The organism is Vibrio sp. YQ_11 (assembly GCF_043103065.1).
GTDB classification, from domain to species: Bacteria; Pseudomonadota; Gammaproteobacteria; order Enterobacterales; family Vibrionaceae; genus Vibrio; species Vibrio parahaemolyticus.
Genome location: NZ_JBICJM010000049.1, coordinates 1 through 15765, shown reverse-complemented (window position 1 = coordinate 15765; position 15765 = coordinate 1). Strand labels below are relative to the sequence as shown.

Annotated in this window: 13 protein-coding genes, 2 tRNA genes and 1 pseudogene; 8 read left to right on the top strand and 8 right to left on the bottom strand. The window is 47.2% G+C overall.

What is annotated here, in order from left to right; translation table 11 throughout:
- Nucleotides 1–67: 67 nt before the first annotated feature.
- From ACF8EG_RS20350 to ACF8EG_RS20320, 7 genes are all read right to left on the bottom strand, one after another.
- Complete coding sequence (locus ACF8EG_RS20350) at nucleotides 68–1864, bottom strand: aminopeptidase P family protein (protein ID WP_069505125.1); 1797 nt, start codon at nucleotides 1862–1864, stop codon at nucleotides 68–70.
- Between the two features lie 9 nt (nucleotides 1865–1873).
- On the bottom strand, nucleotides 1874–2854 hold the full coding sequence (locus ACF8EG_RS20345) for an ABC transporter ATP-binding protein (protein ID WP_069505127.1): 981 nt from the start codon (nucleotides 2852–2854) through the stop codon (nucleotides 1874–1876).
- Between the two features lie 9 nt (nucleotides 2855–2863).
- Nucleotides 2864–3847 (bottom strand): ABC transporter ATP-binding protein, encoded by a 984-nt coding sequence (locus tag ACF8EG_RS20340; RefSeq protein ID WP_069505129.1) that lies wholly within the window; start codon nucleotides 3845–3847, stop codon nucleotides 2864–2866.
- A gap of 10 nt (nucleotides 3848–3857) precedes the next feature.
- On the bottom strand, nucleotides 3858–4790 hold the full coding sequence (locus tag ACF8EG_RS20335; RefSeq protein WP_029837403.1) for an ABC transporter permease subunit: 933 nt from the start codon (nucleotides 4788–4790) through the stop codon (nucleotides 3858–3860).
- 9 nt (nucleotides 4791–4799) lie between these two features.
- A complete protein-coding gene (gene oppB, locus ACF8EG_RS20330; RefSeq protein WP_029837402.1) occupies nucleotides 4800–5720 on the bottom strand; it encodes an oligopeptide ABC transporter permease OppB in 921 nt (306 codons plus the stop codon).
- 166 nt (nucleotides 5721–5886) lie between these two features.
- Entirely contained in the window at nucleotides 5887–7497 is a 1611-nt protein-coding gene (locus ACF8EG_RS20325) for a peptide ABC transporter substrate-binding protein (protein WP_029837401.1), read from the bottom strand.
- A 267-nt stretch (nucleotides 7498–7764) separates the two neighbouring features.
- Entirely contained in the window at nucleotides 7765–8871 is a 1107-nt protein-coding gene (locus ACF8EG_RS20320) for a M20/M25/M40 family metallo-hydrolase (RefSeq protein WP_392419703.1), read from the bottom strand.
- Nucleotides 8872–9686: 815 nt separating this feature from the next.
- Between ACF8EG_RS20320 and hppD the strand changes: the two genes are divergently transcribed.
- The 8 genes from hppD (at nucleotide 9687) to ACF8EG_RS20280 (ending at nucleotide 15288) form a co-directional block, all read left to right on the top strand.
- Nucleotides 9687–10760, top strand: coding sequence for a 4-hydroxyphenylpyruvate dioxygenase (gene hppD / locus ACF8EG_RS20315; RefSeq protein ID WP_025542615.1), 1074 nt, complete (start codon nucleotides 9687–9689; stop codon nucleotides 10758–10760).
- On the top strand, nucleotides 10753–11883 hold the full coding sequence (locus tag ACF8EG_RS20310; RefSeq protein ID WP_025789245.1) for a homogentisate 1,2-dioxygenase: 1131 nt from the start codon (nucleotides 10753–10755) through the stop codon (nucleotides 11881–11883). Before hppD ends, ACF8EG_RS20310 begins: the two co-directional genes overlap by 8 nt.
- Before the next feature lie 9 nt (nucleotides 11884–11892).
- On the top strand, nucleotides 11893–12930 hold the full coding sequence (locus ACF8EG_RS20305) for a fumarylacetoacetate hydrolase family protein (protein WP_025789246.1): 1038 nt from the start codon (nucleotides 11893–11895) through the stop codon (nucleotides 12928–12930).
- A gap of 21 nt (nucleotides 12931–12951) precedes the next feature.
- Nucleotides 12952–13620 (top strand): maleylacetoacetate isomerase, encoded by a 669-nt coding sequence (gene maiA, locus ACF8EG_RS20300; protein WP_025789247.1) that lies wholly within the window; start codon nucleotides 12952–12954, stop codon nucleotides 13618–13620.
- 186 nt (nucleotides 13621–13806) lie between these two features.
- Nucleotides 13807–14466 (top strand): DUF2726 domain-containing protein, encoded by a 660-nt coding sequence (locus tag ACF8EG_RS20295; RefSeq protein ID WP_005495434.1) that lies wholly within the window; start codon nucleotides 13807–13809, stop codon nucleotides 14464–14466.
- Between the two features lie 118 nt (nucleotides 14467–14584).
- Nucleotides 14585–14923, top strand: coding sequence for a hypothetical protein (locus ACF8EG_RS20290; protein WP_005495432.1), 339 nt, complete (start codon nucleotides 14585–14587; stop codon nucleotides 14921–14923).
- Nucleotides 14924–15102: 179 nt separating this feature from the next.
- Nucleotides 15103–15179, top strand: a tRNA-Val gene (locus ACF8EG_RS20285).
- Nucleotides 15180–15211: 32 nt separating this feature from the next.
- Nucleotides 15212–15288: transfer RNA gene (locus ACF8EG_RS20280), tRNA-Val, on the top strand.
- 187 nt (nucleotides 15289–15475) lie between these two features.
- Here the strand turns inward: ACF8EG_RS20280 and ACF8EG_RS20275 are convergent.
- Nucleotides 15476–15765 (bottom strand): annotated as a pseudogene (locus ACF8EG_RS20275) (integrase); the annotation flags it as partial.

The window sequence follows — 15765 nt, the reverse complement described above, 5'->3', positions numbered from 1 at the left end:
GCCCGAAGGCTGGCAATCAAACAGGGAGTTTGAAATGAAAATGAAATCGGGAGATAGGGCAGTTTGTCTAAAGCTCTACAAACTGAGTTGCGCGCTGAAGCCAAGCTTTGTCGTGCTCATCAAGAGATGGGCTGAGTGCTTGGTAGACGCGAGAATGGTATTGATTTAGCCAGTTAATTTCATCATGGCTTAGCAAAGAGACATCAAGCATGTTCGTGGCGATTGGTGCCAGCGTAATGGTCTCGAAGCCATAAAAAATACCGAACTCATTTTGCTCGACTTCAACCACTTTCATGATGTTTTCGATCCGAACACCGTATTCACCTTCACGGTAAACGCCGGGCTCATTGGTGATCACCATGCCAGGTTTTAGCTCAACTTCGAGGTGGCTTTGCGAGAAGTTTTGTGGCCCTTCATGGACATTCAAACAAATACCCACACCATGTCCTGTACCGCATTTGAAATCAATACCATGTTGCCACAGCACACCTCGCGCCATGATGTCGAGATTGGCACCCGTAGAGCCTTTCATAAATCGAGTCTGAGTCAGTCGGATGACCGCTTTCAGCACTAACGTGTAGTCTTTGCGCTGTTTAATGGTCGGTGACCCGAAGTGGAAAGTACGGGTGATGTCTGTTGTGCCGCCAAGGTATTGACCGCCAGAATCTACAAGGAAGAAATTGCTTTCATTGACAACGGCATTGCTTTCTTCATCGGCGGCGTAGTGCATTTTCGCGCCATGTGCGGCGAAGCCTGCAATTGTGCGGAAACTGTCGCTCACATAATGGCGAGTTTGACGGCGATAGCTTTTCAATTGAGCCTCGGCTGACAGCTCAGTAACAAGCCCACTTGGGACTTGGTCTTCTAACCAGCTCATGAACTTCACGACGGCCACACCATCGTCCGTCAATGACTGTTCGAGATTGGCTAACTCGGTCTGATTTTTGATGGCTTTCATGTCGGTGACCGGGCAAGCCATTGGCTTTAATGAAAGGTTCTGCTCAATGGAGTTAACCAACAAGCTGTCGGTATAAACCGGGCTAAAAGCAAGCGACAAGCCTTCACATTGCTGATTCAAATACTGGCTGACGTACTCGTAGTGACGAACGCTCACACCTTGCGCAGTCAGCTTCTTCTCTATCTCGGCTGGTAACTTTTGTTTATCGATGAACACCGTCGCGCGGTCTCGCTCGATGATAAGGTAGGATTCTGAAACCGGGCAGTAAAGCGTGTCACCGCCACGAATATTCAGTGTCCACATCACATCGTCAAGGGTTGAAACCAATAAACAGTCCGCATGGTTTTCATTGAGCCATTTACGAATATCTGCGAGTTTTTGTTTGGTTTCTACACCAGAAAACGCAACCGGATGGTCAAAAATTTCTGCGCTCGGTCTGCTCGGGCGGTCAGTCCAGATTGGCGTTATCAGATCGAGGTCGAGAACAATCTCGATGTTCTTTGGCTCAAGCGCTTGTTTAAGTTCTTGGTAAAATGCGTAGCTGATCGAGTGTCCATCCACGGCAATCGCGCTGTTTTCGTCGAGGGTATTCGCAAGCCATTTAGGAATGGTGGGGGTTTCCGGCTGACGCGCTTTGAAAAGGTCTAACCCTGTTCCATGTAATTGTTCTTCTGCTTGAATGTAGTAGCGACCATCTGTCCACAATCCACCGCCTTGTTGAGTTATGACGACATTACCAGCCGAGCCAGTAAAGCCAGAAATCCACGTGCGTCCAGCCCAATGGTCAGCGGAATACTCACTATTGTGGGGATCATTGTTTGTGACGATGTAGGCCGAAACCTTGTAGTTTGCCATTGCGTCGCGTAGCGATGAAAGGCGTTGGTTAACCGAGTTTGTTGTATTCATGAAAACGTCCTAAATCATGTTTGAACAGTAAATATGATGTTGCTCAGTGCCTGTTTTGACTGGGCTTTGCTGCCCACATAGTTCCGTAGCTTCTGGGCATCGGGTTCTAAAAACACAACCGCTTGGTGGGTTGAGCGGAGAGGGGAGGTCTCCGGGCAACAATTGGATGTCGCGGTTGCGTGCAAGTTGCGGATTGGCAATCGGTACCGCAGAAAGCAATGCTTTTGTGTAGGGATGCTGAGCATCGTCGAACACTTGGTCGTAGCATCCCACTTCCATCGGTTTGCCAAGGTACATCACCATCACTCGGTCGCTGATATGGCGCACAACGCTTAGGTCATGAGCGATCATCACCAGTGTCAGTCCCATTTCTTGTTTAAGGTCGTCGAGCAAATTAATGACCTGCGCTTGAATCGAAACATCCAATGCGCTGACGGGTTCATCACACACCACCAAGTCCGGATTGAGGATTAAGGCGCGCGCGATGCCAACACGTTGGCACTGACCGCCAGAAAACTCATGCGGATATCGGTTACGTTGGCTTGCCAACAGACCCACTTTGTCCATCATCGCAATGACGCGTTTTTCGACTTCGGCGCGTTTGAGTTGAGGTTGGTGTGTGAGTAACGGCTCTGCGATACATTCTGAAATCGTCAATCTCGGATTGAGGCTCGCCGATGGGTCTTGGAATATCATCTGAAATTCTTGGCGACGACGCGCTAACTTGTTTTTGCTGAAGCCACGCATGTCTTCACCTTTCCAAGTGAGCTTACCGTGCGTGGGTTCAACTAAGCGCAGCAGAGCACGCGCTAAGGTGGATTTTCCGCAGCCTGATTCGCCAACAATGCCGAGCGTTTCGCCTCGATAAACATCCAAATCGATGCCGTTGACGGCTTGTACGATCTTTCTTCGGCTCGGAATGAGGTGTCGCGAAACAGGAAAATGCACTTGCAGGTCGCGAGCGGACAATAACACTTCTTTCTGATTCATAACGTTTCCTTAAGCCGACTGGTGGATGAGTGAAATGCTGCTTTGGGCTTTGACATGGCAGGCGATGGATTGACGACCATTGAGCGGCATAAACTTCGGCGTTTCGGCTTGGCAGCGAGCGAGTCGGTAATCACAGCGATCTCTAAACGGGCAGCCTTGGTGGTTAATCAAGGCGCTCGGTGGATTGCCAAGGATAGTTGGCAAACGAGGCATGTCTTCGGTGATCGACGGAATTGCTCTCAGTAAGCCTTGGGTATAAGGGTGTGCGGGCTGAGCAAAGAGGGTGTCCGTACCCGCTTGTTCCATTTTTTGTCCGCCGTACATCACCAACACGCGGTCACACATTTCGGCGACAACGCCCATGTCGTGCGTGATCAGCAATATCGCGGTATTGAACTCTTGTTGTAACTCACGTAATAGCGTCAGGATTTGCGCTTGTACTGTCACATCGAGTGCGGTTGTGGGCTCATCGGCAATAAGCAGTTCCGGTTTACACAGGAGCGCCATGGCGATCATAACGCGCTGGCGCATGCCACCAGACAGCTCGTGCGGGTATTGATTCAGGCGAGTGTCCGGCGATGGGATTCGCACCGCATCTAACATGTGTATTGATTCCGCGATGGCTTGCTTGCGACTCATGCCTTTGTGCACCATCAACACTTCGCTTAGCTGTTTACCTATCTTCATAAATGGATTCAGAGAGGTCATGGGATCTTGGAAGATCATGCCGATTTTCTCTGCGCGAATACGGTTGAGCTGTTTCTTGGACATTGAGAGTAAGTTCTCGCCATGAAATAAGGCTTCACCGGAGACATTACCGTTGTCGGCGGTGAGCCCCATCAGCGCAAATACCGATTGGCTTTTACCAGAGCCTGATTCACCCACAATGCCGAGCGTTTCTCCTGCTTTAATCGAGTAGGAAAGGTTGCTGACCGCTTGCACTTGTCCGTCTGGCGTATCGAAGCGCACGTTCATGTTTTCAATAGATAGCATGGAGTTGTCCTTATCGATCTTTTGGGTCAAGAGCATCGCGTAAGCCATCGCCGATGAAGTTGAAACAGAATAGGGTTGTGACCAAGAATAGGGATGGAAAAAGCAGCATCCACAAGGCAACGTCAATGGTTTTTGCGCCTTCGGAAATCAGTATTCCCCAGCTGGTGTCTGGCGGTTGGACGCCTAAGCCTAAAAAGCTCAAGAAGGATTCAAACATAATGAAACCGGGCACCATGAGCGATGAATAGACCATTACAATTCCCAATACGTTAGGCAGCACGTGACGACGAACAATGGTGAACTTTGACACGCCAATGGAATGTGCCGCTTCGATGAACTCGCGCTTTTTAATTCCGAAGGTCACGCCGCGTACCACGCGAGCGATTCCCAGCCATGACACCATGCCAATTACGATAAAAATCAGATAGATGTTGTTGCCAAAGAGGGTGACGAAAAGGATGACCATGAACATAAATGGTACTGAATCCAACACTTCGATGATGCGCATCATCACGCTATCTACGATGCCGCCTAGGTAGCCTGAAATGCTGCCCCAAATCGTTCCGATAACGACGGCGACTAACGCGCCCACGAAGCCAACTAAAATTGAAAGGCGACCGCCTTGCATGGTGCGGGCAAACAGGTCTTGGCCGAGATCGTCGGTACCAAAGTAATGGCCGCTGCTAAGTGATGGCTTTCCTAGTTCGTATGGGTCGGCGAGTACGTCCCAATCAATCTCATCGTGTCCAAAGGCCGCAATAGAGGGGCCAAACGTGATGCACAAAGTGATGAATGCGAGCACATAAACCGATGTCATCGCGGCGCGGTTTTTTCGAAAACGAGCCCAGGCGTCTTGCCACAAACTACGACCTTCCACCGCTTCGATATTGTCTACGACTTGGTCTTGTAAAGATTGAGTATCCAGTTTCTTAATCGATAACATGTTTGACTCCTAAACGCGGATACGTGGGTCGATCACCGTGTACAACAAATCGACCACAAGATTAAAGAAGATGGTGAGTGAGGCGACAATTAAGGTGATGCCCATGACTAAGCCGTAGTCGCGATTCAGTGCACCAGAGACAAAGTGCTGGCCCATACCACCAGTGCCGAAAAAGATGTCGATGATGACAGAGCCCGTCACGACAGAGACAAAAGCTGGCCCGAGCATGGCGACGACGGGGATCAATGACGGACGCAGTGCATGGTGGAACAAGATGTAGGCGGTCGATAATCCCTTCGCTTTTGCGGTGCGAATGTAAGGCTGATTGAGGGTTTCAATCATCGCGCCGCGCATGACACGCGCGATGCTAGCGACTGATCCAATGGCAAGACTTAATACTGGCAAAACAAGAAAAGCTAATTGCCCACCTTCCCAGCCACCAGCGGGGAGCCAACCAAGCTGAATCGCAAAAATGCTGACAAGCACGGGAGCCAAAACAAAAGCAGGAACAACCACGCCCGTCATCGAGAGTGTCATTAATCCGTAGTCCAAACGGCTATTGCGCTTTAATGCGGCAATAGTGCCGAGCAGCATCCCAAGTGGGACTGAGATGCTAAAAGAAAGCACCCCAAGCATTGCCGATACGGGCCAAGATTGGGCGACCAGTTGAGTGACAGAGAAGTCTTGGTAAACAAAGCTTGGGCCTAAATCACCCTGCACAAAGTTTGTAATGTAAATCCAAAACTGAACCAGAAACGGTTCATCAAGGTGGAATTTTGCTTCGATGTTGGCGCGCACGATTTCCGGCATTGGGCGTTCCATATCAAACGGGCCACCCGGTGCGATGTGCATCAACCAGAAAGAAACCAGTGCAATAAACAGTAAGGTTGGAACGGCGATGGCTAGCCGTCTCAGAATGTACCAAATCATGATCCATCATCCTTTGGTAAAACGACGCCACATCCTGCCGCGTCGAATAAAAGGTGAAAAAAATTGGCCTGTGCTCATTACCGAGGAAAGAGAGGTTCGAGAAGGTATGCCATGTATTGGCAATGTCAGTGCTAGTTACCTTATCGACACAGGCCGAAACATGCCTTTAGTGGACTTTCACATAGACATTCTTGCGGTAGTACGAGGACTCGGGGTTAGTGCGCTCGTAGCCACCGACATAAGGCTTGATCAGGTATTGATCGTTGCCGGGACGGTAAACTGGAATGATCGCCATATCATCAATCAACATGCTTTCTGCTTGCAGATACAGCTCAGATGGGTCGCTCATGGTCTTAGATTGTGACATCAACTCATCGTATTTCGGGTTGTGGTAACGTGAATCGTTGTACTCGCCATTTGATACGAAGATATCTAACCAAGTCGATGCCTCGTTGTAGTCGGCTGTCCAACCGCCGCGCGTAATTTCTGTGGGTTCTTTCAAGGCATAGAAGACTTTAGGTTCCAACTGCTTAATGGTGACTTGTGCGCCTAAACGGCTCTTCCACATGCCCGCCATTGCGGTCGCCATTTTTACATCCATCGAGAAAGTTGGGACGGTAAACGTCAACTTAAGTGGGTTACTTTGGTTGTAGCCTGCCTCTGCTAACAAACGCTTTGCTTCGTCAATTCGTTGGATTTGGTCCCACTTTGAATATTCCGGTGTGTGCGATTGAAACCCATCGGTTTGCGGTGGTACTAGCGTGAACATCGGAATGCCACCATTTCTTAAAATCGAATCAGTCAGCAGATTGCGATCAATGGCGTAGGAGAGGGCTTGGCGAACTCGACGATCTTTGGTCGGTCCTTCTTGCGTATTTAGGTAGTAAAAAGTCGAACCTAGCGAAGCACTTGTATCAGCCACATCTTGAGGCAGTTTGCTTATTAGTTTCCTTTTTTGTGCGGCAGGAATCGACATGACCTGATCAATTTCTCCTGCTAGGTAGCGATTTAGCACGACATTCGCATCACCGATCGGCAGCCAAGTGATTTTATCTAAGACGACGTTGTTTGCATCCCAATAGTGCGGGTTTTTCTTCATCACCATCTTCTCGTTTACCTTCCACTCCGAAACGGTAAACGCGCCGTTGGTTACGATGTTCTCCGGTTGTGTCCAGTTACTGCCGTGTCTCTCTACCGTTGTTTGATGAACCGGAGCAAAAACGGGGTGGCTCAGGAGTTTTATGAAGAACGGAATTGGCTGATCCAAAGTGACTTGGAAGGTTTTGTCATCCAATGCTTTCACGCCCAATGAATCAGGTTTTGCTTCGCCTTTCATAATGGCTTGCGAGTTTAGGATATTCGGTATGGCGGCAAACCAAGCGTAAGGTGATGCCGTGTTAGGGTCGAGCAATCGTTGCCAACTGTAGACAAAATCTTGAGCGGTCACTGCGTCGCCGTTTGACCATTTCGCATCGCGCAAGTGGAAGGTGTAAACCGTATTGTTGTCATTCACCGTCCAAGATTTTGCAATCCCAGGAATCGTTTTGCCTTGTTTATCCTGAATGGTTAAGCCTTCAAACAAGTCTCGGCCAAGGTTGAACGCAGGTTCCGCGGCTTGTTTTGCAGGATCGATAGAGGTGACTTCCGCCCCGTTGTTAAGTGTAATTTCTTGCGTCTCTGCAAGCGTCACACCAGCCGGATACGGCACTGCGTAGCTCGGTGTAGCCAGTATCGGACTCATTATCGATGCTAGCAAAAGTAGTTTAGGTAATTTCATCCTTGTCTCACTCTATTCATCCTCAAAGGTGCTCAAAATGTATATTGTATAAATTATCTGCACAATCGGGTTTTAACATGGTTGTAACAAGGTGCTGAAAGTCGGGCTGTTCGGTCTCAAAAAGTGAGCTAGCAGAATTTTTATCGCGGCTGATTGCCAAGTTGGCATTAAGGAAAGAATATTTGTGGTGGGCAAAAATAAAAATCCCCTTCGCGCAGGGCGAGAAGGGGATGAAAGCCTGAAGTTAATCTAAATATTTGAGTGAGACTACTTCACCAAAAAATGCTTAACGAACTCAGATATTTTTACCATATCGTCAACGGCGATGAACTCTTCAGTGGTGTGCACTTTAGCCATACCCGTAGATAGATTCACGGTTGTCAGACCTTTCTTGTTGAAGTTGTTCGCATCGCTGCCGCCGCCAGTGCCTTTCGTGAACGCTTCGATACCCATATCTGCAAACGCCGCTTTGATTGCGGTTACGTGCGCGTTGTCTTCTTCGATAACAAAGGCGTCGTACGCGCGGCTAGATTCGATTTCGACTTCTGCGCCATGTTTTTCACATACCGACTCAAATGTTGAAATCATGTGGTTGACTTGGGCTTCTAGCTTCTCTCCATTTAGAGAGCGAGCTTCAGCCACGATTTTAAGCTCTGGCATCACAATGTTGGTTGCCTGACCACCGTTGACCATGCCGATGTTCGCTGTGGTTTCTTCGTCGATGCGAAGCAGTTTCATTTGGTTGATTGCGTCTGCCGCAACCATGATCGCGCTGATGCCTTCTTCCGGCGCAAGACCTGCATGTGCAGGGCGGCCTTTGATGGTTGCGACGATCTTTTGTTGGCCCGGAGCAGCCGTTACGATAGTTCCAATTGGGCCACCTGTGTCCAGTACGATCGCTTCTGTTGAGGTTACGTGAGACATATCGAAGTATTCAGAACCGAACAGGCCACCTTCTTCATGTACGGTGAACGCCAATTCGAGTGTTTTGTGTTCTAGGTTTTCAGCTTGGATGCAGCGCACTGCTTCCATGATGGCAGCGATGCCAGATTTGTCGTCACCGCCAAGAATGGTATTGCCTTTCGAGCGGATGATACCGTCTTCGATGAGCGGCTCGATACCAATACCCGGCGTTACCGTATCCATGTGACAGCTCATTAGGATTGAGCCTTCTTTTTTTCCTTCTAAACGTGCGTACACGTTGAAGCCATTAGAAATGTGTTCTGGTACAGGAAGTTTGTGAACCGTAAAGCCTAGTTCGCTCAGTTGTTCAGCCAGTGTTTCTGCAATTTGTTTTTCATTCATAGATTCGCTGTCGATGCGAACCAGTTGGCAGAAGTGTTCAACTAGACGTTCTTGATTAATTTGTGTCATTTGGGGGTCTCTTTCTTTTGGGGTCGAGGGCGATACCGAGAAACGATGTGAATTCGAAATCAATGGCACGGACTCGAAAGGGAACAGAACCTCACTTATTGCACAGCTTTATGTAGGTGAAGCTGCGTTGAATCAAAGAAAATCACTGCCTGACACGATTCTGACCGAGGATAATGCCAGAAGTGACGACGCAATCACGAAAGTGGTTTAGCAAGTGACAATTTGGTAATTGAGAGCGGAGACAGTAATGCACTATGGCTCGAAGCAAATATGTAACTGATGAAAGCAGTCAATAATTGCTGCAAGGTGCACTGTAAATAAGTAGGGTGTATTTGAAGCAAAATCACATTTGTGGATTAATGACGTCTCTGTTTACTCATATCCTCGCACTGCCAACTGGATAGGCCAAGTTCAATAAGAGCTTGGCCGCTTTTTACGTGCGCTTTGTTGTCTTGAAACTCCCGCTTGTTTCACTCTTTCCAACCTCTCTTTAAATGAATCCAAAGACTTATCTAAAGTCGCTAGGTGCCAATAAAAACCACCATGGTAACAAGTTGTTTACATTTGGTGGTGTGGCGTAAATCGAAAAATATCAACCTAATTGATTGAAATTCAATTTAATTTTGGTTTCTTTTTAACCGGGCACATTGATGGTTTTGTGGTGTAACATTAATTTTACATTTCTCCGTAAGACCCATCGAAATAGAGATTTCGGCTTATGTATTCCAATTTCTCTCTACCTGCGCCAAGTTAGAAAAATCAGTTCAAACAGCTCAGTGAGGCTGTAAACAAATTAGTGACGCAAGGAGAAAGTCATGGTGGACACATACAACCCATTAGGTACAGACGGATTTGAGTTTGTTGAATACACAGCTGCTGACAGCAAAGGCATTGAACAACTAAAAGCGTTATTTACATCGCTAGGTTTTGCTGAAATAGCCAAACATCGTTCGAAAGAAGCATGGTTGTATCGACAAGGTGACATCAGCTTTATCGTGAACGCCCAGCCTCATAGCCAGGCGGAGGAGTTTGCTAAAGTTCACGGCCCATCTGTATGTGGTATGGCGTTTCGTGTGAAAGACGCGACGGTTGCGCTTGAACATGCTATTCAAAACGGCGGCATAGAATACAAAACTGAAATTGGTCCGATGGAACTGAGTATCCCTGCCATTTACGGTATTGGTGAAAGCTTGCTTTATTTCGTTGATCGTTATGGCAAGCAGAGCATCTACGACGTCGATTTCCGTTTTTATGACGATGCAGACGATCGCTTAGCAAAATCAGACGTTGGCTTGTACGAGATAGACCATCTCACGCACAACGTTAAGCAAGGTAATATGGATGTATGGTCTGGTTTTTATGAGCGCATCGGGAACTTCCGAGAAATTCGATACTTCGATATCGAAGGTAAACTGACTGGCCTTGTCAGCCGCGCAATGACGGCGCCGTGTGGCAAAATCCGCATTCCAATCAATGAATCCTCGGATGACAAATCGCAGATTGAAGAGTTTATCCGCGAATACAACGGGGAAGGTATTCAGCATATCGCTCTGACAACGGATGACATCTATCAAACGGTGCAAACGTTGCGTGACCGCGGTATGGACTTTATGCCAACGCCAGACACCTACTACGAGAAAGTCGATGAGCGCGTTGAAGGCCATACTGAAGATGTCAGTAAACTTCGTGATTTGCAGATCTTGATTGATGGCGCGCCAATGAAAGACGGTATCTTGCTGCAAATCTTTACTCAGACTGTTATTGGCCCTGTGTTCTTTGAAATCATTCAGCGCAAAGGCAACGAAGGCTTTGGTGAAGGTAACTTCAAAGCGCTATTTGAATCGATTGAAGAAGATCAAATTCGCCGAGGAGTACTAAGCGATGCATAAATGGATCACATTTCCGCATCGGGAGGGAGTGTGCTCTAAACAAGCACATGCAGATTTCCCGGATGAGGCAATTTATGAACGTGAAGCTGGCCGAAGTGGGTTCTTCGGCCCTGCGGCACATTTTCATCATCAACATGCGCCAACTGGTTGGTGTGAGTGGGAAGGTGATTTACGCCCACGCGCTTTTGACTTCACCTTAGTGGATAAAGCCAGTCAAATCTCTCCTTGGTCAGTACCGCACCTATTGCACAACGCTAACTGTAAAATACGTGTATGGCGCATGGATGAAAAGATGGATTTCTTGGTAAGAAATGCAGATGGCGACGAGCTGCTGTTCATCCACCAAGGTATGGCAGATCTTTACTGTGACTATGGTCATCTGAAAGTGAGCGAAGGGGATTACGTCATGATCCCGCGCTCAACGAGTTGGCGTTTAGAGCCGAGTGAACCCATGTTCATTCTAATGATTGAAAACACCGATGCAGCGTACTCCTTACCTGAAAAGGGCATGGTAGGGAATCACGCGGTATTTGACCCTGCGGTGTTGGAAGTTCCATCTATCAATGATGAGTTTCGTGCGCAATATTCTGAAAACCGCACTGAGGTTCAGGTAAAACGCCACGATAAAGTTAGCGTGATTACCTATCCGTTCAATCCTTTAGACGCGATTGGTTGGCATGGCGACTTAGCAGTAGTGAAAGTGAATTGGCGTGATATACGTCCACTTATGTCACATCGCTACCACTTACCACCGTCGGCGCATACTACATTTGTAGGAGCGGGATTTGTAGTGTGTACGTTTGTTCCTCGTCCAATTGAGAGCGACCCGGGAGCACTTAAAGTACCGTTCTACCATAACAATGATGACTATGACGAAGTGTTGTTCTACCACGCAGGTGACTTCTTTAGTCGCGATAACATTGAAGCGGGTATGGTGACGTTTCATCCAGCAGGATTTACTCATGGTCCGCATCCAAAAGCCTTTAAAGCGGGTCGAGAATATAAGAAGAAGTTTACGGACGAGGTCGCAGTCATGGTCGATACCCGTCATGCACTCCAGTTCTCGGATGAACTGGATAAAGTAGAAAACAAAGAATACGTCTATAGCTGGCAAGAGAAGTAAGGGGCAAGGATGAAATTAGCAACCAAGAAAAATGGCACTCGTGACGGTCTGTTGGTGGTCGTGAGCAAAGACTTAACGCGCTGCGTGCCCGCAACAGAAGTTTTCCACCCGAGAAATCTAGCACCGACCATGCAAGTCGCGCTCGATAATTGGGAAGCTGTTGCACCACAGTTGGAAGAAATTTACATCGCGCTGAACAATGGCACGGTCACTGGGTTTGAAGAGTTTGAGGCGCATTACTGTGAGTCTCCGTTACCTCGCGCTTATCAGTGGGCGGATGGCAGTGCTTATGTCAACCATGTCGAGTTGGTTCGTAAAGCGCGCGGCGCAGAAATGCCAGAGAGTTTTTGGACTGATCCTTTGATGTATCAAGGTGGTTCAGATGCGTTTATTGGCCCTTGCGACAATATTGAGTTTGCCAGCGACGAATGGGGTATCGATTTTGAAGGCGAAGTTGCCGTTGTAACTGGCGATGTGCCGATGGGCGCAAGTATTGCTGAGGCGCAAGAGTCTATTCGTCTCATTATGTTGGTGAACGACGTCTCGCTGCGTGGTTTGATTCCTGCGGAGCTCGCAAAAGGGTTTGGTTTCTTCCAATCTAAACCGTCTTCGGCGTTTTCTCCTGTAGCGGTTACCCCTGATGAACTGGGCGATGCATGGTATGAAAACAAAGTTCATTTACCATTGGTTTCCACCTACAACCACAAGCCGTTTGGTCGCCCTAACGCTGGCGTTGATATGACTTTTGACTTTGCAGACTTAATCGTTCATGCCACAAAAACGCGCCCACTATCGGCTGGCGCAATCATCGGTTCTGGCACGGTGTCCAACAAGCAAGGCACTGACCATGGCACTTCGATTGAGGAAGGTGGCGTTGGTTATTCATGTATCGCTGAAGTCCGTATGATCGAAACCATTCGTGATGGCAAGCCAGCGACAAACTTTATGTCGTTTGGTGATTCGATCAAACTTGAGATGTTTGATGTTGAAGGTAATACTATTTTTGGTGCTATTGATCAGCAAGTTAGTCAATACTTGAAACATTAAACAGCAAAATAGGGACAAGCCATGGGCGATGACATCATTCTTTATGGATATTGGCGATCTTCGGCGGCATATCGAGTGCGTATATGCTTGAATTTAAAGCAGCTGGCGTATGATTCAGTGTCTGTTCACTTAGTTCGCAATGGCGGTGAACAACACAATGAGCAATACCACGATCTTAACGCCTCAGAGCTGGTACCTGTGCTGGTGGATGGTGACTTACGCTTAAACCAGTCACTCGCGATCATTCAATATCTTGAAGAAAACTACCCAGATGTGTCGGTCATTCCTGAACAAACGCCATTACGTTATCAAGCGTTGGCGATGGCGCAGGACATCGCCATGGAAATTCATCCTTTAAACAATCTGCGTGTCTTGCAGTATCTGGAAGGAACACTAGGTTGTGAACAAGCGCAGAAAGAGGAGTGGATTCATCACTGGATCAAACAAGGCTTTGCTGCGTTAGAAGAGAAACTGGCCAAATATCGAGAAGAGTATGGAAACTGTAAATACAGTGTGACTGACTCACCATGCATCGTTGATATTTGCCTTGTGCCTCAAGTCTACAACGCGCAACGTTTTGGCGTTGATATGTCGCCTTATCCGGTTATCAACGCAATTGTAGATGCTTGCAACCAACTGCCAACTTTCATTGATGCCATGCCAGACAATCAACCAGACGCTAACACTTAATGATTGTTAATCAGGCAGAACGTACAAGAGCCAATCCCTAGAAAGATTGGCTTGTTTTTGCTTATCCTCCGAGAACTTTTCTTCATTGCTTATGTCATCGCACCTCAAAATTGATAGGTTTTGTTGCTCTGTATAGCATTTCCATTTACGCTTTGAGCAACTAGTTGTTTTGGGCGCACTTTATCTATGACCAACATCTTTATCATTGTTGTTCTTCTGGTTGTATTCTTCATTATTATTCAAAAGTACGTGATTAAGCACGACGACACGCGTGACTATCCATATCGTGCGAAAGGCCCGTTACTAAGAGGGCAAGAAGGTGCTTTTTTCAATGCGCTAAGAGCTGCAGTCGGAGAGCATGCTGTCGTGTTTGCCAAGGTGAACATGTCTACTTTGGTTGCTCCGAAAGACATCAAGAATAAAAAGCAGTTTTTCGTGGCCAATAATCGCATCGCGCGCAGTTATTTTGACTACGTAATTTGTGACCCAAGAACGTTAGAACCGCGCGTAATTATCGAGTTTGATAACGGGCAGCAATTGAATAAAGGTAAGGTGGAGCGTCAGAAGTTGCTGATGCACGTATGTAAATCTGCCAACTTGCCTCTGATCGGGACTTCTGTAAAACACAGTTATCAAGTGGGGCGTTTACGTCGTTTGTTGGCGGCGCATATTGATTTGATCGAGCCTGAGAAAGAAGTGCGTTTTTGTAAGAAATGCGGCAGCCCTATGATCATCAAAACCGCCAGCCAAGGTGAATTTAAAGGACGACGATTTTTCACCTGCAGTCGTCAACCTAATTGTACTTATACTGAAAACTACAATGTGGTGTTTGAGTCTGACGACTAATACAACCAATCAAACGATAAACTTAAAGGCTTTGATTTGTGTAGATCGAAGCCTTTTTTGTATCGCCCAATACGCCAAGACCTATACTTTGAGAAAGAAAGCAGAATAGGGAAGTCGTATGCGATATGGATGGATATTTGCACTGTTGCTGCTAGCTCCACACGTGCAAGGAATGCAGAGCTTAAAGCCGCTGGAGTGCAAATTGACGGAGACGCCACAAGACCACTTTTTGTTTTATCGTGAACAGATGGTTTATCACAGCGAGCAGTTTGTGATTTTCCAAAACTTTAAAGGCAGAGTAAGTACTCAAGTCGATGTCAAAACGGGTAAACTGATCCGCACTACCTACATTGGTGAGCCATTTGAGCCTAAATATCAAATTCTGTTTGGTTTTTGCCCTGATATTTCCCAGACATTACAAATTTGGATGTTAAGTGAAGTGCCTTACGACAATTGAACAAAATCGTAAAAGTTATATAGATCACACTTTTATCCCCGATAGACGAAGGGCTTGCCGATAAAATCATCTGAAAACGGGTGTTGAGTTTACATTTTCACCAAACGATTCAAAGTTGATGAATTTATGCTTGCACCCCTGATCGGATATAGCTAATATCCTTCTCGTTCCAGAGATATGCGTCCGTAGCTCAGCTGGTTAGAGTATCGCCTTGACATGGCGGGGGTCGGTGGTTCGAGTCCACTCGGACGCACCATTCTGAATTGAATGGTCAGGAATGAAAAATTTGGGTCCGTAGCTCAGTTGGTTAGAGTACTACCTTGACATGGTAGGGGTCGGCGATTCGAGTTCGCCCGGACCCACCAAATTTTAGAAAAAGCCCACCTTTCTGGTGGGCTTTTTTGTGTCTGTAACTTATTGATATTCAAGTGAAACTCCTTATTTTGTCCTTTTTTCTCCCCTTGTTATTACTCTGCGTTAGTACTGAGTAAAGTTCGAGGGGGTGGTAAAAGGGTGGTAAAATACAGTAGTTTGTACAGCGCTTGAAATGGGCTATATTGCGACGCTTATGGCTGGTACTTCATGCCATTCTACGTCGTGACTATCAGTGTAAATCTGAGTGGTTCTATCACTGGCATGTGCCATGCGTTGGCGAGGATTTACACCCATTTCATCGATGAGTTTTGCCGATAGTCTCCGGATTTCATGGAAAGTAGGGCGCTTAGCTTTTTCTACGTTAGAGTACAAACCGAGTTCGTCGCGTACTTTGGAAAATGTTTCGCTGATCCGCACCACCAGTTTTGGACACCGAGTTAAGTGAGTACAATCACTAACGAGGTGAA